Source organism: Mesorhizobium erdmanii USDA 3471 (assembly GCF_000472705.1).
GTDB classification, from domain to species: domain Bacteria; phylum Pseudomonadota; class Alphaproteobacteria; order Rhizobiales; family Rhizobiaceae; genus Mesorhizobium; species Mesorhizobium erdmanii.
Map to the genome: position 1 here is coordinate 54,775 of NZ_AXAE01000034.1, position 17,754 is coordinate 72,528.

Sequence of the window (17,754 nt, forward strand, 5' to 3'; positions counted from 1 at the left end):
TTGAAAACCAGAAATTGACTCGGCGGCAAAAGAAGCCTACAAGAAATTTGTCGATATTTGTTTGATTGACTTTTGTTATCCGCGCTTTCAAGCGCGCCATTGACGAACTTCCCCATCAAAAATCGAGACAAAAATCGTTGTGCATTCGCACCGCGGTTAGCGAATATTTGCCATGGAAAGGGTTCGTTTATGAGCACCGGCACAGTTAAATGGTTCAACGCCACCAAGGGTTTTGGTTTTATTCAGCCTGACGACGGCTCGACCGACGTTTTCGTCCACATCTCGGCCGTCGAGCGCGCCGGCATGCGCGACATCGTCGAGGGCCAGAAGCTCGGCTATGAGATGGTCCGCGACAACAAGTCAGGCAAGATGTCCGCCGACCAGTTGAAGGCGGCTTAAAGAACGAATTCAGCCTTCCCGGTGACCACGGATGTACTGGCACTGGTGAATGGCGAATTCGGGCGCATTGCCTCGGAAACCTGAGTTTCCAAGGCATATCATGCGCATGAAAGGAGTGTTCCTGTGCATCCATCTGGATGTGCGGTACTCCTAGGGAGGTCAGGCGGTGCCTGGCCTTTTTCATTTTGCGCTTGTTGCCGCCGAAAATGCGCTGCGCATCGGGCTGAACGTGCTAAGGAACGCTCCAGCAACTTGAATCCGCTGCCGTATTGCCCCAATGCCGTGTTGCTTCGTACGTGGTCCTGACCGAAGAGCCGGTCTCGTCCTATCGGCACCAGGCTCCTGACAGGAGAAAGATTTTGACCGCCCATTCGAAGACAGCCGAGCCGGCCGTGTCGCTGTTCAGCAAGACGCAGACCCAGTCGATGTCGCTCAACCGCATCCTATCCGAACGCGATGCCGTCAGCCAGGCGCGGGAAGCAAAGACCGCCCGCTTGCGCGAACTGCGCCTGGAAAAGGAAGCCGACGAGATCGCGGCCGCTGCCGCGCTCGCGGCGCTGCCGAAACGAGCCGGAAAACGCTGATGGCCACCAAGCGCGTACCGCCAACGCCGATCGCGGCCGATGCGACCATTGCCGATATGGTCGAAACCCTGGACAAGCCGGTTGAATATGTCCGGCGCGTGCTGGAAAAGCTCGAACGCTGCAAGCGCGCCCATGGCGATGCGCAGGTGCGGATCGGCGTGCGCGGCCGCGCCGAAGCCCCGAACTACCTGGTCGAATATGTCCGCGAGGACAAAAAGACCCAGGAGCGGGTGACCCACCAGGACGCCGCCTACAGCGGCAGCACTCATCGCGAGCTGGCGCCGCACCACATCGCGGAAGCCAGGAACTGGTCGCCAGAGGAAATGAACATCACGGCGGTTTCGGCACTCATCGGCCGCTTGCGCAATCCGCGCGCACCATCATCGCGTTTCGCCGACGAGGACTGACATGGCCATAAAATTCTCCGCCAAGGACCAGCCGGCGGCACCGGCTCCCGCTGCAAAGCCTGCCAAGCCGGTCGCCGCGAAGGCCAGCGATCCTGCGGAAGCCGCGACCGATCTGTTCAAGTCGCCGGCGGACGCCCCGAAGGGCAAGACAGGCAAGAAGAAGTAGCGCCTTGCCCCGGGATGCCGACCGCAGTCCGGTCGTGCCGGGGCTGCTCGCCCTGGTCGCTGCCGCGGGCCTTTCGTCGTCGCAGCGCGACGCAGCCCCGCTCTTCGACTGCCAGAGCTGCGGCGCATGCTGTTCCTATTCGGCCGAATGGCCACGCTTCTCCACCGAGGACGACGCGCAGCTCGACCGCATCCCTGAAAAATACGTGGCGGCCGACCTGTCGGGCATGCGCTGTGAGGGCGTGCGCTGTTCGGCCCTGTCGGGTGAAGTCGGCAAGTCTACGGCATGCGGCATCTACGAATTGCGCCCGGACGTCTGTCGGGCCTGCATGCCTGGCGACGAGGAGTGCCTGATGGCAAGGGCCGCGCACGGATTTTCCACCTCTTAGCGCAAGCCGGGAAAAGCAACGACTGACCGCGGCTTGTGCGCATCCTGCTTGCTGGCTGGAGCAATTCCAGGAAAAGTGTGTAGCGGTTTTCCGTCCGGAATTGCGTAAAAAAGTTAGAGCGGTTCGGCGGTTCCATCAAACGCTGAACCGCTCTAGATTGTGTCAGGGCAGGGCGCTGGAGGAACCATCCGTGAGCATCGAATTCCTGTTGACGTCACTGATAATCGTCGCTTCGCCCGGCACCGGTGTCCTCTACACGCTGAGCGCCGGTCTTTCGCGCGGCGTGCGCGCCTCGGTCATCGCCGCCTTCGCCTGCACGCTGGGCATTATCCCGCATATGGCGGCCGCCATCACCGGCCTTGCCGCGGTGCTGCACACAAGCGCCGTCGCCTTCGAGACGCTGAAATATCTCGGCGTTGCCTATCTCATCTACATGGCCTGGAACACGCTGAAGGAAAAAGGCGGCCTCAGCATCGATGAAAATGCCGCGCCGCGCTCGACCGCCAAGACCATCACTTCCGGCGTCCTGATCAACATCCTCAACCCGAAACTGTCGATCTTCTTCTTTGCCTTCCTGCCGCAATTCGTCAGCACCACCGAGCCGAACGCCTTTGCCAGGATGCTGGAGCTTTCCGGGGTCTTCATGCTGATGACCTTCGTCGTCTTTGCCGTGTACGGCGTCTTCGCGGCCTCGGTGCGCAGCCATATCGTGTCGCGGCCGAAGGTGCTGACCTGGATGCGGCGCAGCTTCGCCGCCGCCTTCGTCATGCTCGGCGCCAAGCTGGCACTGGCGGATCGGTAGGGACGATCGCCGGCTATCGCTTCACATAGCCCATCGCCTCGACGATCAGCCCGTTCTCGACACGCATCAAATTGACGCCGCGCAGCGAATTGCCGTCGGCCATCCAGTAGCGCCAGCGGATCGTCGCCCGGTCGCCGGCCACATATGTTTCTTCGAGGTCAAAACGCGTGCCGGGGCCAGTGGCGATCGCCGACCACAATTCGACACAGGCCGCCCTGCCGACGCGGCGGGCGCCATCCGGCGCCGGCGTGGTGTTCTCGATCACGCAGTCCTGCGCCACCAGCCCGTCCAGCGCCGACGGGTCGTGATGTTGGAACACGTCATTATAGCGCCGCATGATTTCGGCTGTCTCACCGGAGCGATTTGCCGCGGCGATGTCGATGATGAGTTCTCGGGTCATTGAAAGGGCTCCTTCACTCGATGGCGGCGCCGACGAGGCTCGCCTTCAGCGTGATGGTGGCGACACCCGCCAACGCCCGCGTGACAAGGCAGCCTGCCTTGGCCGACTGCGCCAGTCGCTCGAAATCTTCGGCGGCAATGCCTGCAACGCTTGCTTCCGTCTCCAGTTCGATGCGGCTTATGGTCGGGCCGGCCGCCGTGGCGCCGAGATGGACCTTGGCGATCGTTTGGATGCTGCCGGGCGTGTGGCCTTCGCCGCCGAGGATAGCGCTCAGCGCCATCGAGAAGCAGCCGGCATGCGCGGCCGCAATCAGCTCTTCAGGGTTGGTGCCTGGGCCATTCTCGAAACGCGACGGGAAGGAATAGGCGCCTTCGAAGACACCACTGCCGAGCCTCAGCCGGCCCGAACCCTCTTTCAACGTCCCTTGCCATTTGGCCGAGGCTTCGCGAATTGTCATGGTCGTTCTCCCTTGGTTTTGCGGTTCAGGCGCCGTCGACGATCACCTTCCCGAAGACGTCGCCCTGTCGGAAATAACGGTAGGCATCGCCGGCCTCGGTGAAGGCGAAGACCTTGTCGATGACGGGCCGCAAGCGGTGCTGCGAAACAGCGCGCAGCATGGCTTCGAGATTGGTTCGGCTGCCGACGAAGAGGCGGCTGATGGTGGCGAGGCTGCGTTGGTAAAGCGCTGCCGGCATCTGGATCGATCCGCCTTTCGCATCTTGTAGCGTAAGCAGCACGATGTGCCCGTAAAGCGTGCTGGCGATCAGCGACTGTGCGAAGGTCGCCGGGCCACCGGTCTCGACGACGAGGTCGACGCCGCCGGTCTGGTCCCGGACGGCGGCGCCCCATTCGGGCATATCCGATGTCGAGATCACGAGGTCGGCGCCCAGCGCCCGTAGCTTGTCGGTTTTCTCCGCGCGCGAGGTGACAGCGACGACGCGGCAGCCGAGCAGTTTTGCGAACTGCAGTGAAAAAAGCGAGACGCCGCCCGAGCCGATGACCAGAACCCATTGGCCAGGCTTTGCAATTCCGCTGCCTGTCACCGCGTTCCAGGCGGTCAGGCCTGCACAGCTCAGGGTCGCTGCCTGGTGCCAGTTGAGGTGATCGGGCAGGCGCACCGCCCATTGTTCGTCGAGAACGGCGTATTCGGTCAGCAAGCCGTCCAGCGTGCAGCCGAGCTGGTCGATGAGACCGGCATTGACGCGGCCATCGATCCAGCGCGCGAAATAGCTGCCGGTCACACGATCGCCGACGGCAAAGCGGGTAACGGCATCGCCTACGGCAACGACTTCACCGGCCCCGTCGCTCAGGGGGGCGACGCCTTCGCGCGGCGTCAGCGGATAAGTGCCGTTGAGGATCATCGCGTCGCGCCGGTTGAGCGACGTGGCGCGGACGCGCATCAAGATCTCATGCGGGTTTGGCAGCGGCTCCGGCTCCTCGCGCATCACCAGGGACTTGGTCCCGACGGTCCCTTCAAGACGATAAATCCGCATGCCATCCTCAAATATATAGACTGATCTACATATTATGTAGACCGATTGTTATATTCGACGCAAGGCGTATAATGTTGGCTGCTGACAGAGGTTGACATGGCGAACGACACCCGCACCCGCATACTCGAGGCGACTGGGCTGCTGCTCAGGCGACGTGGCTATCACGGCACTTCGCTCAACGACATATTGAGCGCCAGCGGCGCGCCGCGCGGGTCGCTCTACTTCCATTTTCCGGGCGGCAAGGACCAACTGGTCATCGAGGTGACGCGCGACAGCGTGGCCGGCGTGACGGAGCGTCTTGGCGCGGCGCTGGCGGCGGAACACGATCCAGCGGTCGCCGTCCATCACATTTACCAGTCGGTGGCCCACATGCTTGAGGAGAACGAGTTCTCGCTCGGCTGCCCGATCGCGCCTGTCGTGCTCGATGCGCCGAACGACGTGCCGGAACTGGCGGATTTGTGCCGCTCGGCTTTCGAGCAATGGATCGGCCTTTTGCGCGAGGCCTTTATACGGGCGGGGGTGCCCGAGCGCCGCGCCCAGGCGCTGGCGCTTCTCGTCGAATCGTCATTGGAAGGATTGATGGTGATCGCCCGTGCCACCCGCGACCGCGCCCCACTAAAGGCGGTGGCCGACGAGGTCGCTGCGCTGATCGAAGCCGCGGTGCTTGCCGGCGAGGTGCGGCAACGTGCGGATGCCGCTATTTGAAGTCAGGCGCCCTGGTTCGGGAAGCAAGCCTTGGCGCTGAGGTTCGGGCCATTCGCCAGCGACGTCAGGAACGCAGGCAGCACCGTCGTGAAGGTGTAGGAAACCTGGACGCTGGAAAAGCCGGATAGGCCCGAGCATGTGGTGTTGTTGCTGACGGTGATGTTGGCGTTGCTCAGCACAATGCCGTCGGTTGCCGCCCTGTTGCTGATGTAGCTGATCGTGGCGGCGGCGCTGTAGACGCCGTTCTGCGTGCATCCGGTCTGCAGCACGCCGGCGCAACGCGCTCCCGCATCGGCGATTTCATTCAGCACATGCTGGGCCCAGTACATGCGGCCGAACTCGAACGTGCCCATCAGCACCAACAGCAACGGCACCGACAGCAGCGCGAACTCGACCGCGTTGGCGCCGGACCTGTCGCGCAGGAAGGATCGGCAACGGCTCATTGCGGCTGCACCACCGCCTGGACGGTGATGTTGCCGTTGCTGACGATGCCGAAACCGCCAAATATCGGCGTATAGGGCTTGCTGGCGATGATAGTCACGAATTTTCCAGCTATGCCGCCGGCGCTGCAGATGCTGCCGCATGTCACCGGGGTGCTCCAGGCCACGGCCCCGGAACTGCCTGGGCAGTAGCAGAGGTCGGCATTGGCGGCCGTGCCGCTTTGCGTGGCCGTGGATGTGGTGGCGTTGTACGAAAGCGACGCACCGTTGTTGATGGTGACCTGGATGTTGCCGCCATTGCTGCCCAGGCCGCTGGTGACCACGGTCGCTATGTTGCTGGCCAGCGCGCTGCCGCCGGAGGAATTGACCTTGTCGCCATTGAGAAGCGCATAGTTCGAACCGGCCGAGACCGCCGAGCTCAGTTCGAATTTGGCCTTCAGCGAGCCGCCTATGTCGGCGGTTCCGGCCAGGATGAGCAGCAGCACGGGGCTGACCAGGGCGAACTCGACCGCCGACACGCCGGCTTTCTGGTGCCGCAGGAAGTCCGTGAACCGAGAATGCACGCTGTTGGGCAGGCTGCGACCGAGACGGAACGGCTTTCTCATTGCACGAGACTCACCTTGCTGCTGGCACTGGTGCTCGAGGCGGCGATGCACTCCGACCCGGCCGCGGTGCCGCCCGACAGCGTGATGCGTGAGCCGATCATCTGCAGGCACTTGGTCGTGTCGGTCTTCGATCCCAGCACGCTCGAGCCGCCATTCATGATGATCGGGCCGTAGGGAAAGTAGAATGCGCCCGATATCTGCGCGTTGGCGCCGCCTTCGGCGAAGGTCGCGCCGCCGGTGTTGGAGCTGCCGGTGGGGCCGATTACCGCCAGCTTCGCCGTTGCTCCCGACTGCGGTGCGGTGAGGACGATATTGCTGTAGCCGGCGGCGACGCAAAAGACATAGCCATTGCAACTTCCCGAACTGGATTTGGCCTTGCCTGACAGCACCAGCGTCACATTGGCGCCGCTAACGCTGATCGTGCTGCCATTGCAGTTGGCACTGCCGCCGCCATTGCCGCCAAGCGCGAAATAGCCATCCACGGTATAGACGCCGGCGCCGAGCAGGATGGCGCCCGAGCCGATGAAGTTGCCTTCGATGTCGTGCTGGGCCGCGGCCGGCACGACAAAGCAACTGCCACCGCCGCCGCCATTCACATTGCCGACCACCTGGAAAACGCTGCTAGCACCGGTCGCATCGGCCATGATCGTCTGCGAGCCGCCGCCGAGCGTGATGGCGTCGCCATTGCTGCCGGGGCCGATCTTGTAGGAATTGGTTGTACCCGAGCCGAAGATCAGTGTCGCGCCGCCGGTGTTGGTATAGCCGCCGGGAAGTTCGAAAGTGCTCGGTCCGCCAAAGGTCAAGGTGGAGTTGTTGCAGATGCTGACCTGTCCCGAGCCGCTGCAGGCAGTGTCGCTCATTCCGATCTTGAAGGTTCCCGCTCCGAAGGTCGTGGTGCCATAGCCGGTGGTCAGCCCCTTGGCGAACTTGAACGTGCCGGCGCCAAAGGTAGTTGTTCCTGTGGTGGTTACCTGCTTGCCGAAATTGTATGTGCCGGCCCCGAAAGTGGTGGTTCCAGCCGTGGTGAGGGTCTTGGCGAAATTGTAGGTGCCTGGCCCAAAATTGGTGGTGGCACTGGTCGTGAGGTCGCCGGCGAAATTGTAGACGGTTGTTGCCGCGCCGCTGGTGGCAAAGTTGAGATTGATTCCGCCGCCGATGGTGACGGTGCCCAGGTTAACCGTGGTTTTGTTGCCGCAGTCCAGCGTCCAGGTCGATGACGACGATGCCCAACTGGCGGTGCAGCCGAGCGCGTTCGCCTGGCCTTGGGTGGGGCCCGTGTTCCAGCCGAAGTCGATGTTGTTGCCGTTGGGAGTGCTTGGGGCTGTTGGTGCGACTGGTGTCGAAAGCGCGGCCACGGCGGCAAAGCGAGCCACGGCCGCCGCGACTGCGGCATTGCCGGCCAGTGGGTCGGGCGTCGATTTCTTGGTGATCACCGCGGCCGCTCCGCCTGGCCCGGTGATGCCGTTGCACGGCTGGCTCGGGGCCGCGGCGGAATTATAGTTGACGCCGATCGCTGAAATGCTGGTGCCGCATGGGACGGTTACCGTGTTGTTGGAAGAGACAGTGCACTTCGGCGCCGAGATCGAGGCGCCGCCGCTCAGCGTCACACCGGTCTGGGTGCCGTCGAGGGCTAGCATGCATCCCGGCGTCTGGGCTTGCGCGCCGACCTCGGCCACCGAATTGGCATAGATCTGCAATTGCTGGCGGTCGTTGAGGACGCGCGCCAGGAACAGGGTCCGATAAGTGTTGATCGACACCGAAACCGCGTTGACGCCGGTCGTCTTGGGGGAGGCGACCAGGCCGACCTGGACATTGGCTGCTGGGACGCCGTTCAGCACCGCGACGCTGACGGCGGTGGCGGTCATCTGGTCGGTGGATTTGTTCACATTGTAGGCGAGGGCGCCCGCATAGGCCGAGAGGTCGGCAACGCGCTGATTGTCGGCCCGCTCGACCAGCCCCGCGCCATATTCGGTCACCAGGGCGGCCATGCCGATCAGGACCGGCATCACTAAAGCCGAGATGATCAGCACGTTGCCGTCGCGGCTCCGAAAAAATCGCCGGAAAAACTGCATCGATGGTTACCTGACACTCCGCACGCAGGAGCAACATCGCCTCGCTCCCATCCTTTAGTAATCATGAATGTGTTAAAAAATATTGTCCGACAAATTTCGCAGCGTCGCCAAGGTGCAACCGAAGCTACTGATTTTGCAGGGAAATTGCACAGGAAAGGAGCAGTCCTACGAAGGCGAGATCTCAATGCGATTTGATGACGCGGATCGTGAAAGGGGCGCCGTCATTTCAGGAACGCCGGGGGTCTCCACCATCGCTCTCTCTCTGCAATGGCCAACGAAAAAGGGCGGCATCGCTGCCGCCCTTTTCGTACCTGAAGGCTGCTGGAAGCTGGATTAGAAATCCATGCCGCCACTCAAGCCCGTTTGCGGGCTTGAGCAACTTTTAGCCCATGGGCGTGCTTTATGGATTTCTTAGAAATCCATGCCGCCCATGCCGCCCATGCCGCCGCCGCCCATGCCGCCAGGCATGCCGCCGCCAGCCGACTCCTTCTTCGGAGCCTCGGCGATCATGGCTTCGGTGGTGACGAGCAGGCCTGCGACCGAAGCCGCGTCCTGGAGAGCCGTGCGCACGACCTTGACCGGGTCGACGATGCCCATGGCGATCATGTCGCCATATTCGCCCGACTGGGCGTTGTAGCCGAAGGTCGCGCCCTTGTTCTCAAGGATCTTGCCGGCAACGATCGAAGCTTCCGCACCGGCGTTTGCCGCGATCTGGCGGGCCGGAGCCTGCAGCGCGCGACGAACGATGTTGATGCCGGCAGCCTGGTCGGCATTGGCGCCGGTGGCCTTGATGTTGGCCGAAGCGCGCAGCAGGGCCACGCCACCGCCTGCAACGATGCCTTCTTCCACGGCCGCGCGGGTCGCGTTGAGGGCGTCATCGACGCGATCCTTCTTTTCCTTGACTTCTATTTCCGTCGCACCGCCGACGCGGATCACCGCAACGCCGCCTGCCAGCTTGGCGAGACGTTCCTGCAGCTTTTCCTTGTCGTAGTCCGACGTGGTCTCTTCGATCTGCTGCTTGATCTGGGCAACGCGGCCCTGGATCTCGGCCTTCTTGCCGGCGCCGTCGACGATGGTGGTGTTCTCCTTGGAGATCGACACCTTCTTGGCGCGGCCGAGCATGTTGAGGCCGACGTTTTCGAGCTTGATGCCGAGGTCTTCCGAGATGACCTGGCCACCGGTCAGGATGGCGATGTCTTCCAGCATGGCCTTGCGGCGATCACCGAAGCCCGGCGCCTTGACGGCGGCGATCTTCAGGCCACCACGCAGCTTGTTGACGACCAGCGTGGCCAGAGCCTCGCCTTCGACGTCTTCCGAGATGATGAGCAGCGGCTTCGAGGTCTGCACGACGGCTTCGAGAACCGGCAGCATGGCCTGGAGGTTGGAGAGCTTCTTCTCGTGGAGCAGGATGTAGGCGTCCTCGAGATCGGCAACCATCTTGTCGGCGTTGGTGACGAAGTAGGGCGAGAGGTAGCCGCGGTCGAACTGCATGCCTTCGACGACTTCGAGTTCGGTCTCGGCGGTCTTGGCTTCCTCGACGGTGATGACGCCTTCGTTGCCGACCTTCTGCATCGCTTCCGCGATCATCTTGCCGACCGACTCATCGCCATTGGCCGAGATCGTGCCGACCTGGGCAACTTCCTCGGAGGTCTTGATCTTCTTGGCGTTCTTGATCAGCGTCGCGACGACGTCGGTCACGGCCAGATCGATGCCGCGCTTCAGGTCCATCGGGTTCATGCCGGCGGCAACCGCCTTGTGGCCTTCCTGGACGATCGACTGCGCCAGNACGGTCGCGGTCGTGGTGCCGTCGCCGGCGATGTCGTTGGTCTTCGAAGCAACTTCGCGGACCATCTGCGCGCCCATGTTCTCGAACTTGTCTTCAAGCTCGATTTCCTTGGCGACGGTGACGCCGTCCTTGGTGATGCGCGGGGCGCCGAACGACTTGTCGATGACGACGTTGCGGCCCTTAGGGCCGAGGGTCACCTTCACCGCGTCGGCGAGGATGTTGACGCCGCGCAGCATGCGCTCGCGGGCATCACGGGAGAATTTTACGTCTTTGGCAGCCATGTTTTAGCTCCTGGCAGGGGCTTGGGGTAAGCCCGGAATTCAGTTGACGGTGAGGCCGATAATCAGCCGATGATGCCCATGATGTCGGATTCCTTCATGATCAGAAGGTCTTCGCCATTGAGCTTGACTTCGGTGCCCGACCANTTGCCGAACAGGATGCGGTCGCCAGCCTTGACGTCCAGNGGNACNAGCTTGCCNGCTTCGTCGCGGGCGCCGGANCCNACGGCGATGATNTCGCCTTCCTGCGGCTTTTCCTTNGCCGTNTCNGGGATGATGATCCCGCCGGCGGTCTTGGATTCGGATTCGACCCGGCGAACGACCACGCGGTCATGAAGCGGGCGGAACTTCGACTTTGCCATTTTTTCTTCCTCGAATGAGAACGGTGAGAAACAGTTCCTCCGTCCGGCGAAGCCGGACAACCTACAACGTCCGGCGGCGCCGGAGCTGTGGTTAGCACTCACCAAGGACGAGTGCTAACGTGGCGCTGAGATAGGCCGCCGGCCTCAGAGAGTCAAGGTGCGAGAAGACTGCGATGCGCGCGAATTTTTTCTCCTGCACCACGATTTCAGAAAACGTGGGTTGCGCCAGCCTCGGCTTGAACACCGTCCTGCTATCTCAGCGTCTTGGCGCCCTCAGCACCAACAGCGGGCATCGCTCGGCAAGTCCATAGCTCCCGGTTGAAGCGATGCGGACATCACCAAAGAAGGCTTCCGCCTCTCTCACCAGTGTAGTCGCCGGCGCGAAGCTGTAGATGGCCGGCGAGTTCCGATAGACATCGATCGTGCCGATGACGGGCAGGTCCCAGCCCGTGCGAACCGAAAGCTCTTCGCGGTCAGGAAACAGGGCATCGAAACGTTCCGCGATCGTCCTGACCGGAATGGCATGGTCGGGCGCATCGCCCGTCGTGGTCATGGCGACGCGCCATTTGAGTTCGTGGAGGGTCGAGACACCGCCCGATAGCGCAAACGCCCGCACCTCCGCCGGATCGTCCGGTGTTTCCGGACCGGCAAAGAGACGCAGCCCCGCGCGGCCGTCGGTGCGCAGTACGCCGGCGATTGCCGCAAACAGTGCTTTACGCTCGGTTGAAAGGCCGAGCGCCGACAGGCAGCCGTCGCCGATCACCGCATCGACGCTTGTGTTTGGTATCGGCAAGTCGAGCCAGTGGCCGTTGACTGCCTTTCGCAACGCAGTGTCGCCTGGCCAGATACCGGCGATCATGTCGGACGATTCGTCGACGGCCGTCATCGTGGCCCCGAGACCTGCGAGTTCCGGCGTCACGCCAAGCAGAACGACGTGCGCGTTCGAAAGGTTGAGCTCACGCTCATAGGTGTCAACCGCTTCCGCCGGCGGCCTCAACGGTGGTCCGAGCAACTGCCAGTGCCCTCGAATGGCATTCCAATGGTCGGTCATCCACAGCCCCCAAGCCGGCATTGTATTAGAAGCTATAATCGAGGACGCTAATGAGACCAAGCGGGGGCTGCATGACACGCATCGCGGTTATTACTCATGAGTTCGACAGGTTCGAACGCTGGCGCGGCCCGCTATTTCGCCGCGGCAGTTCCTATATGCTCTTCGGTTTGCTGGAGGAATTGAAGCGACGCGGTCATTCCGTCCGCATTATTCCCGGCACGTCGGCAAAGCCGGAGGCCGATATCGCGGTGCTGCATGTCGATGCGACCGTGACGCCACCCGAATATGTCGAATACGCCCGCGCTTTTCCCTTCTGCCTGAACATCGGGGCTGCCGACATCTCCAAGCGACGCGTCAGTGGCGCTGTGATCGGCAAGGATGACGACTGGCAAGGGCCAGTCATCGTCAAGAGCAATCTCAACAATCTCGGGATGCGTGAGCAGGCGCTCAACCGGCGATCGCTACGTGCCGGAAAGCCGAAGCCGTTTCCCGACGTCGAGACTATGGAAGGTTATAGCGTCCATGCATCTCTTTTGGATGTTGCGCCGGCGATCTTCGATCGCAGCGATCTCGTCGTCGAAAAATTCATTCCGGAGCCGGAGCCGGAGTCGGACGGCTTCGGCGCCCGCTTCTGGATATTCTGCGGCGAGCGCGAGCGTTGCACTCGCCATGTCTCGCCGCAGAGCCTCGTCAAGGGCGACGACACGATCCGCCGTGAGCCAGTACCGGTTCCCGAGGAGCTTCGCGTGCTGAGGCGCCAGCTCGGCTTTGACTACGGAAAGTTCGATTTCGTCATGCATGAGGGCAGGGCTGTGCTGCTGGATGCCAACAAGACCCCCGGTGGCGCTCGCAATCTTTCTGCGTTTCTCGCTGCCGGCAATGCCAATCTTGCCGACGGCTTCGAAGGCCTTATCCGACAGGTCGCATAGCGGGCGTTCTGATACTCTCGCCGCCCGACATCTCTCATTCGGCGCCGCTTGCTCACGATAGCCAGCGCTACAAAAACAGCCGCAACTGGGTGTGGATGATCGACCGGTAGTCCTCGATGGTCTTGCGGCTTTCGGCCTCACCCTCGGCAAGCGCCAGGCGCACGACGCCGCCGGCGAGCTGGAAGATCAGCAGAACCATGCGTTCGAATTGCTCGTGCTTGTGCGGTTCCAGCAAGGCGATGACATGGTCGCAGAACATCCTGGCCTGATGCCGGGTTTCCGCGATGTCGAGATTCTTGAGCGCCTTGTCGGCCTGGATGGCGTTCTGCAGATCCTGGATGGCCGGATCGCCGGCGACGCGGCTGTGGTAGTCGTCGAGCAGCCGGTCGGCAGCGGCGATGACGTCCTTGGCTTCGCGGACATCGGCAATGATAGCGGTCAATCGCGCACGGCTGACTTCCGAAAACCGCTCATAGAGCATCGCCAGGATCGCCGACTTGTTGGGGAAGTAATGATAGACGGTGGCGATCGGCCCGCCGGCCAGCATGCCGACCTCCTTCATGGTGACGGCATCGATGCCTTTCTCGCCGATCAGCCGCATGGTCGTCGACAAGATCGCGTCGATGCGCTCACGGCTGCGCTCCTGCTTGGGCCTGCGCCTCGGCTCAGTCGCTGTCCGCCTTGCTTCCGTCATGCACCGGTCTTTCGCACGAGCCGCCAAATTGTCGTTGACAAAAAATATGATCAAGTATCAGTTTCTGAAATGCTGACAGGTTGTCAGCTTTTTTGGCGCACGGCAAGGGACGTTGGGAGGCGGCTTTGGCATCTGGTGACGCGCATGCCGGAAGCGGCGATTGGCTGGTCGGCAATCCGACCGGCGGACAGCTTGCCTCCGCCTTGTGGATCGGATCGGTCGGCCTGCTCATTCTGGGGCTCCAGCCCGTCCTGCTCGGCGCGCTTTACACCGAGGGCCATGTCAGCGGTGATGAACTGGCCCTGGTCGCCACCGCCGAGATGATCGCGATTGCCATCGGCTCGGCGATCGTTGCCATGCTGCTGTCGGCCCGCAACATGCGCTGGAAAAGCGCGATCCTCCTGGTCCTGCTGGCGCTGGCAAATGTCTGGACGACCTATGCCGCAGGCGCCAACGCATTGATGGCGGCTCGCGCTCTGGCTGGGCTTGCCGCAGGCGGCCTTGTCGCGGTCGCCACCGAACTGATCGCCCGTTCGCGGCGCGCCGAACGCATCGGCGGTTTTTTCGTCACCATGCAGACGCTGGCGCAATGCGCGCTTGCGCTGCTGCTGGCGCTCTATGTCATCCCTGCGGCCGGATCGGCTGGCGGCTTCCTCATTCTTGCGGTCGTCTGCGTCCTTTCGCTCGTGGTCGCCTTCATCGTTCCCGCCGATTACGCCAACCTGCCCAAGGAAGAAAACCTGGCCAATGTGCTGACGGTTCCTTCGGTTACTGCGCTGTTGTGCGTCTTCTGCTACTTCATGTTCTTCGGCTCGGTCTGGGCGTTTCTGGAGCCGCTTGGCGCCCAGTTCGGCATCGACGGCCGCACTGTCGGGCTTATTGTCTCGGCCAGCCTCGCGGTGCAGGTCATGGGCGCGATGACGGCGACCGCGTTCGAGGCACGCATCGACTACCGCCTTGCCATCGCGGTCATTGGCACCGTCGCTCTTGTCGCCTCGCTGGTGCTCGCCAGCGGACCTGGGCTCTCGACGTTCTCTGTCACCGCGCTGATCATGGGGTTTATTCTCCTGTTCATCGTGCCCTACCAGATCCGGCTGGCGATCACGGCGGACGACACCCGCACTGCCGTACTCCTCGTGCCGGCCGCGCAACTCTTTGGCCTGGCGATTGGACCGGTCGCTGCATCGCTGCTCATCGACGGCAAGGATTTTCGCCCGGTGCCGGAATTCGCTGCCGCCAGCGCTACCGCCAGCGTGCTGCTGCTCGGTCTGTTCGCTCTCGTCGCGCGGCGCCGCCGCGCCAGACCGTGATTCCGAAAAGTGGAGCCCGGCTTTCGGAAGAATCATGGTCCTGTGTAGAGCCTGAGCGGAGGTAACATGTCCAACTGGAGCAACTGGTCCGGCTATGTCACGGCCCAGCCGCGGCTGATCGCCCGCCCCGCCGATGCCGGCGAGCTCGGTGAACTCATTCGCACCGCGCCAGGCCCGGTGCGCGTCGCCGGCGCCGGTCACTCCTTCACCCCGCTGGTGAAATCGCAAGGCACCATCCTGTCCCTTGAGCGACTGGAGGGGCTGGTCTCGCATGACGCGCAAAAGCATCAGGCCCGCGTGCTGGCAGGCACGCGGCTTGGTTCGCTCATGCATATCCTGCAGGGCATCGGCCAGGGCCTGCCCAATATGGGCGACATCGACCGCCAGGCGATAGGCGGCGCACTGGGAACCGCCACCCATGGCTCTGGGCCGACGCTGGGCGCCTATCACACGCAATTGGAGACGGTGCAGATCGTCGACGGGCTAGGCAAGGTTCGCGAATTCACCAAGGCGGGAGACCAGGACACGATCCACGCCATCGGCGTCGCGCTCGGTGCCTTCGGTATCTTGAGCGAAGTGACACTGAACAACATCGCGACCTACCGGCTGCGCCGCCGCAAATGGGTGCTGCCGATCGCCGACATGCTGCGTGACTTCGAAAAGATGATGACCGCGCACCGCTCGGCCGAGTTCTACTACATCCCGTTTTCCGGCTATGCGCAGTTCATCGCCAGCGACTTCAGCACCGAGGCGACCACTCCGCGCCCGACCGAGGATGACGAGGGCTCCTTGCGCACGCTGCGCCGGTTGCGCACCGGGCTTGCCTGGCTGCCATCGCTGCGCCGCCGGCTGATCCTCGGTGCGGTCGCGAAGGTGCCCGCCGAGGATTATGTGCAGGACTGGCTCAACGTCTATGCCAGCGACCGCCAGACCAAATTCAACGAGATGGAATATCACCTTCCTTTCGAGGAAGGACCGAAGGCGCTGGCCGAGATCATCGAGCTGACCGAAAAGCGCTTTCCCGAAGTCTATTTCCCGATGGAGGTGCGCAGCGTCGCGCCCGACCGGTTCTGGCTGTCGCCCTTCTACAAAAGGCCGACCTGTTCGATCGCCATCCACCATGATGCGGCGAGCGATCCGCTGCCGTTCATGCAGGCGGCCGAGCCGATCTTCCGCAGATATGGCGGCAGGCCGCATTGGGGCAAAATGCACAGCCTGAAGGCGGCGGATTTGAAGAAGCTCTATCCGCGCTGGGATGACGCCATGGCCGTGCGCCGCGACATCGACCCGCGGAACCGCTTCATCTCGCCCTACATGGCCGGCCTGTTCGGCATCGAACCCAATCCCTCCGGCACCGAACGATGAGCGCCTATTTCGCCATGCTGTCGGATGCGCTGAGGCAAGCCGGCATCTTCCAACCTTGCCTGCTGCTCGACCTGGATCGGCTTGACGGCAACATGGCCTTGGTCAGAGCGAGGCTTGATCCCGGCCTCGCGGTGCGGCTGGTCGACAAGTCGCTCGCCTGTCTGCCGCTGCTTTCGCATATCGGCAAGGCGCTTGGAACTAACCGTTTCATGACCTTCCATCCGCCGATCAGTGAGGCGGTGCTGAAAGCGTTTCCGGACGCGGATCTGCTTTACGGCAAACCGATGCCGGTCAGCGCGGCGAGGGCGGTGCTCATGAAGGGCGAAGCCCATTGGTCGCGCGTCTGCTGGCTGATCGACAGCGATGAAAGACTGGCGGAATATGGCGCTCTGGCCGCCGGACTCGATATCAAGCTGCGCATCGCCTTCGAGATCGACGTTGGGCTGCATCGCGGCGGTTTTGCCCAACCGGAGGATTTGTCGCAGGCGTTGAAGATGATGCCGGCCTATAAGAGGCTGCGCTGCGCAGGCGTCATGGCCTATGAGGCGCACGCGCCGCACATTCCCGGCCTGTTTGGTGGGCCGGTCAAGGCGTTGGCGCAAGCCTCGGAACGGGCCGCCGCTTTCGTCGCGTGCCTGAGTGCGCACCAGCGAGGCATTCTCAACATTGGCGGCAGCAAGACCGCGCTGCTTCATCACGGCGGCATGGCCAATGAAGTGTCGATGGGGTCGGCCTTCGTGCTGCCCGGTGATTTCGACACAGCTGGTCTCGAAGGTTTCCAGCCGGCGGCCTTCATCGCGACGCCGATCCTGAAAGTGGTCGAACCGATGCTGCCGGGTCCACCGGCCGTTACCCGTATGCTGCAGGCGCTCGGCCGGTTTCCCCGCAAGGGCTGCTATCTCTATGGCGGCAAATGGATGGCCGACCCCGCCTTTCCGGAGGGTATGAGGGCGAACGGCCTGCTCGGCCTCTCCTCCAATCAGCAATTCATGGGCTTGCCTGCCGATTGCGTCGCAAAGCCCGGTGATTATGCGTTTCTGCGACCGACGCAGAGCGAGGCCATGCTGCAGCAGTTCGGGCCGATAGCGGTGCTTTCCGGCGGCAGGATCGTCGATCGCTGGCCGGTGTTGCCGATGGCATGAGGGCCAGCGCGTCAGCGCTCACCATTAGCGCCGGCCCCCCGCGACTTCGTCATTCTAGGGCGGAGCGACGCGAAGCGGAGCGCAGACCCTAGGGCGTGGACTCAACATGCCGTAGCCATATTCGGAGCGAGGCAAGGTTGAGGGTGGCCATGTAATTTCGCGCGAGTTTGTCGAAGCGGGTTGCGGCGCGGCGGAATTGCTTGAGCCTGCAGAAGAAGCGTTCGATGCGATTGCGCTCCCGATAGAGTTCTGGCGGGACCACGCGTTTATTCTTAACGTGCCGGCGGGTTGGAATGTTGGCGCAGCCCCCGGTTCTGGCGATGAGATCAACCAACCGCCAGCTGTCGTAGCCTTTGTCGGCGACAAGCGCTTTTGC

The 17,754-nt window shown here is 62.7% G+C and carries 23 protein-coding genes; 12 read left to right on the forward strand and 11 right to left on the reverse strand.

Going from position 1 to position 17,754, the window contains the following annotated elements; all coding sequences use genetic code 11:
* Nucleotides 1–189: 189 nt before the first annotated feature.
* The 6 genes from A3AU_RS0124920 (at nucleotide 190) to A3AU_RS0124945 (ending at nucleotide 2,746) form a co-directional block, all read left to right on the forward strand.
* The gene (locus tag A3AU_RS0124920) at nucleotides 190–399 is read left to right on the forward strand and encodes a cold-shock protein (protein WP_027055304.1); all 210 of its coding nucleotides are present in this window, start codon (nucleotides 190–192) and stop codon (nucleotides 397–399) included.
* Nucleotides 400–758: 359 nt separating this feature from the next.
* Complete coding sequence (locus A3AU_RS0124925; RefSeq protein WP_027055305.1) at nucleotides 759–983, forward strand: hypothetical protein; 225 nt, start codon at nucleotides 759–761, stop codon at nucleotides 981–983.
* Nucleotides 983–1,390 carry a hypothetical protein gene (locus A3AU_RS0124930; protein ID WP_027055306.1) on the forward strand — a complete coding sequence of 136 codons (408 nt, stop codon included), beginning with the start codon at nucleotides 983–985 and terminating at the stop codon, nucleotides 1,388–1,390. The genes A3AU_RS0124925 and A3AU_RS0124930 overlap by 1 nt, the downstream gene beginning before the upstream one ends.
* Nucleotide 1,391: 1 nt before the next feature.
* Complete coding sequence (locus A3AU_RS1000000139965) at nucleotides 1,392–1,556, forward strand: hypothetical protein (protein WP_081294351.1); 165 nt, start codon at nucleotides 1,392–1,394, stop codon at nucleotides 1,554–1,556.
* 4 nt (nucleotides 1,557–1,560) lie between these two features.
* A complete protein-coding gene (locus tag A3AU_RS0124940) occupies nucleotides 1,561–1,944 on the forward strand; it encodes a YkgJ family cysteine cluster protein (RefSeq protein WP_027055307.1) in 384 nt (127 codons plus the stop codon).
* A gap of 190 nt (nucleotides 1,945–2,134) precedes the next feature.
* Nucleotides 2,135–2,746 (forward strand): LysE family translocator, encoded by a 612-nt coding sequence (locus A3AU_RS0124945; RefSeq protein WP_027055308.1) that lies wholly within the window; start codon nucleotides 2,135–2,137, stop codon nucleotides 2,744–2,746.
* Between the two features lie 13 nt (nucleotides 2,747–2,759).
* Here A3AU_RS0124945 and A3AU_RS0124950 read toward each other — a convergent pair whose 3' ends face one another.
* From A3AU_RS0124950 to A3AU_RS0124960, 3 genes are read right to left on the reverse strand one after another with little or no spacing between them, the layout of a single operon-like run.
* Complete coding sequence (locus A3AU_RS0124950) at nucleotides 2,760–3,146, reverse strand: nuclear transport factor 2 family protein (protein ID WP_027055309.1); 387 nt, start codon at nucleotides 3,144–3,146, stop codon at nucleotides 2,760–2,762.
* Between the two features lie 13 nt (nucleotides 3,147–3,159).
* Nucleotides 3,160–3,603, reverse strand: coding sequence for an OsmC family protein (locus A3AU_RS0124955; protein WP_027055310.1), 444 nt, complete (start codon nucleotides 3,601–3,603; stop codon nucleotides 3,160–3,162).
* Nucleotides 3,604–3,628: 25 nt separating this feature from the next.
* Nucleotides 3,629–4,639: a zinc-dependent alcohol dehydrogenase family protein gene (locus A3AU_RS0124960; RefSeq protein ID WP_027055311.1), complete on the reverse strand. Its 1,011-nt coding sequence runs from the start codon at nucleotides 4,637–4,639 to the stop codon at nucleotides 3,629–3,631.
* Between the two features lie 96 nt (nucleotides 4,640–4,735).
* Here A3AU_RS0124960 and A3AU_RS0124965 point away from each other — a divergent pair, with 96 nt between their 5' ends.
* On the forward strand, nucleotides 4,736–5,344 hold the full coding sequence (locus A3AU_RS0124965; RefSeq protein WP_027055312.1) for a TetR/AcrR family transcriptional regulator: 609 nt from the start codon (nucleotides 4,736–4,738) through the stop codon (nucleotides 5,342–5,344).
* A gap of 2 nt (nucleotides 5,345–5,346) precedes the next feature.
* Here the strand turns inward: A3AU_RS0124965 and A3AU_RS0124970 are convergent, their stop codons facing one another.
* From A3AU_RS0124970 to A3AU_RS0124980, 3 genes are read right to left on the reverse strand one after another with little or no spacing between them, the layout of a single operon-like run.
* On the reverse strand, nucleotides 5,347–5,787 hold the full coding sequence (locus tag A3AU_RS0124970) for a TadE/TadG family type IV pilus assembly protein (RefSeq protein ID WP_032918074.1): 441 nt from the start codon (nucleotides 5,785–5,787) through the stop codon (nucleotides 5,347–5,349).
* Complete coding sequence (locus A3AU_RS0124975) at nucleotides 5,784–6,389, reverse strand: TadE/TadG family type IV pilus assembly protein (protein WP_051355460.1); 606 nt, start codon at nucleotides 6,387–6,389, stop codon at nucleotides 5,784–5,786. The genes A3AU_RS0124970 and A3AU_RS0124975 overlap by 4 nt, the downstream gene beginning before the upstream one ends.
* On the reverse strand, nucleotides 6,386–8,461 hold the full coding sequence (locus tag A3AU_RS0124980; RefSeq protein ID WP_051355461.1) for a TadE/TadG family type IV pilus assembly protein: 2,076 nt from the start codon (nucleotides 8,459–8,461) through the stop codon (nucleotides 6,386–6,388). The genes A3AU_RS0124975 and A3AU_RS0124980 overlap by 4 nt, the downstream gene beginning before the upstream one ends.
* A gap of 82 nt (nucleotides 8,462–8,543) precedes the next feature.
* Between A3AU_RS0124980 and A3AU_RS0124985 the strand changes: the two genes are divergently transcribed.
* Nucleotides 8,544–8,798: a hypothetical protein gene (locus A3AU_RS0124985; RefSeq protein WP_027055316.1), complete on the forward strand. Its 255-nt coding sequence runs from the start codon at nucleotides 8,544–8,546 to the stop codon at nucleotides 8,796–8,798.
* 74 nt (nucleotides 8,799–8,872) lie between these two features.
* Here the strand turns inward: A3AU_RS0124985 and groL are convergent, their stop codons facing one another.
* The 3 genes from groL to A3AU_RS0125000 all read right to left on the reverse strand — a co-directional run bounded on the left by groL (nucleotide 8,873) and on the right by A3AU_RS0125000 (nucleotide 11,938).
* Nucleotides 8,873–10,528: a chaperonin GroEL gene (groL, locus tag A3AU_RS0124990; protein ID WP_027055317.1), complete on the reverse strand. Its 1,656-nt coding sequence runs from the start codon at nucleotides 10,526–10,528 to the stop codon at nucleotides 8,873–8,875.
* Between the two features lie 62 nt (nucleotides 10,529–10,590).
* A complete protein-coding gene (locus tag A3AU_RS0124995; protein ID WP_027055318.1) occupies nucleotides 10,591–10,887 on the reverse strand; it encodes a co-chaperone GroES in 297 nt (98 codons plus the stop codon).
* A 256-nt stretch (nucleotides 10,888–11,143) separates the two neighbouring features.
* The gene (locus A3AU_RS0125000; protein ID WP_027055319.1) at nucleotides 11,144–11,938 is read right to left on the reverse strand and encodes a class I SAM-dependent methyltransferase; all 795 of its coding nucleotides are present in this window, start codon (nucleotides 11,936–11,938) and stop codon (nucleotides 11,144–11,146) included.
* A 71-nt stretch (nucleotides 11,939–12,009) separates the two neighbouring features.
* Here A3AU_RS0125000 and A3AU_RS0125005 point away from each other — a divergent pair, with 71 nt between their 5' ends.
* Nucleotides 12,010–12,867 carry a hypothetical protein gene (locus A3AU_RS0125005; RefSeq protein WP_027055320.1) on the forward strand — a complete coding sequence of 286 codons (858 nt, stop codon included), beginning with the start codon at nucleotides 12,010–12,012 and terminating at the stop codon, nucleotides 12,865–12,867.
* 67 nt (nucleotides 12,868–12,934) lie between these two features.
* Here A3AU_RS0125005 and A3AU_RS0125010 read toward each other — a convergent pair whose 3' ends face one another.
* Nucleotides 12,935–13,561 (reverse strand): TetR/AcrR family transcriptional regulator, encoded by a 627-nt coding sequence (locus A3AU_RS0125010; RefSeq protein WP_027055321.1) that lies wholly within the window; start codon nucleotides 13,559–13,561, stop codon nucleotides 12,935–12,937.
* Between the two features lie 125 nt (nucleotides 13,562–13,686).
* Here A3AU_RS0125010 and A3AU_RS0125015 point away from each other — a divergent pair, with 125 nt between their 5' ends.
* From A3AU_RS0125015 to A3AU_RS0125025, 3 genes are all read left to right on the forward strand, one after another.
* Nucleotides 13,687–14,871: an MFS transporter gene (locus A3AU_RS0125015; RefSeq protein ID WP_027055322.1), complete on the forward strand. Its 1,185-nt coding sequence runs from the start codon at nucleotides 13,687–13,689 to the stop codon at nucleotides 14,869–14,871.
* A 66-nt stretch (nucleotides 14,872–14,937) separates the two neighbouring features.
* Entirely contained in the window at nucleotides 14,938–16,236 is a 1,299-nt protein-coding gene (locus A3AU_RS0125020; RefSeq protein WP_032918076.1) for a D-arabinono-1,4-lactone oxidase, read from the forward strand.
* On the forward strand, nucleotides 16,233–17,378 hold the full coding sequence (locus A3AU_RS0125025) for an alanine racemase (RefSeq protein ID WP_027055324.1): 1,146 nt from the start codon (nucleotides 16,233–16,235) through the stop codon (nucleotides 17,376–17,378). Before A3AU_RS0125020 ends, A3AU_RS0125025 begins: the two co-directional genes overlap by 4 nt.
* A gap of 88 nt (nucleotides 17,379–17,466) precedes the next feature.
* On the opposite strand, the gene A3AU_RS0125030 is transcribed toward A3AU_RS0125025, so the two are convergent.
* A partial coding sequence (locus A3AU_RS0125030; protein ID WP_027055325.1) for an IS5/IS1182 family transposase occupies nucleotides 17,467–17,754 on the reverse strand: 288 nt, incomplete at its 5' end.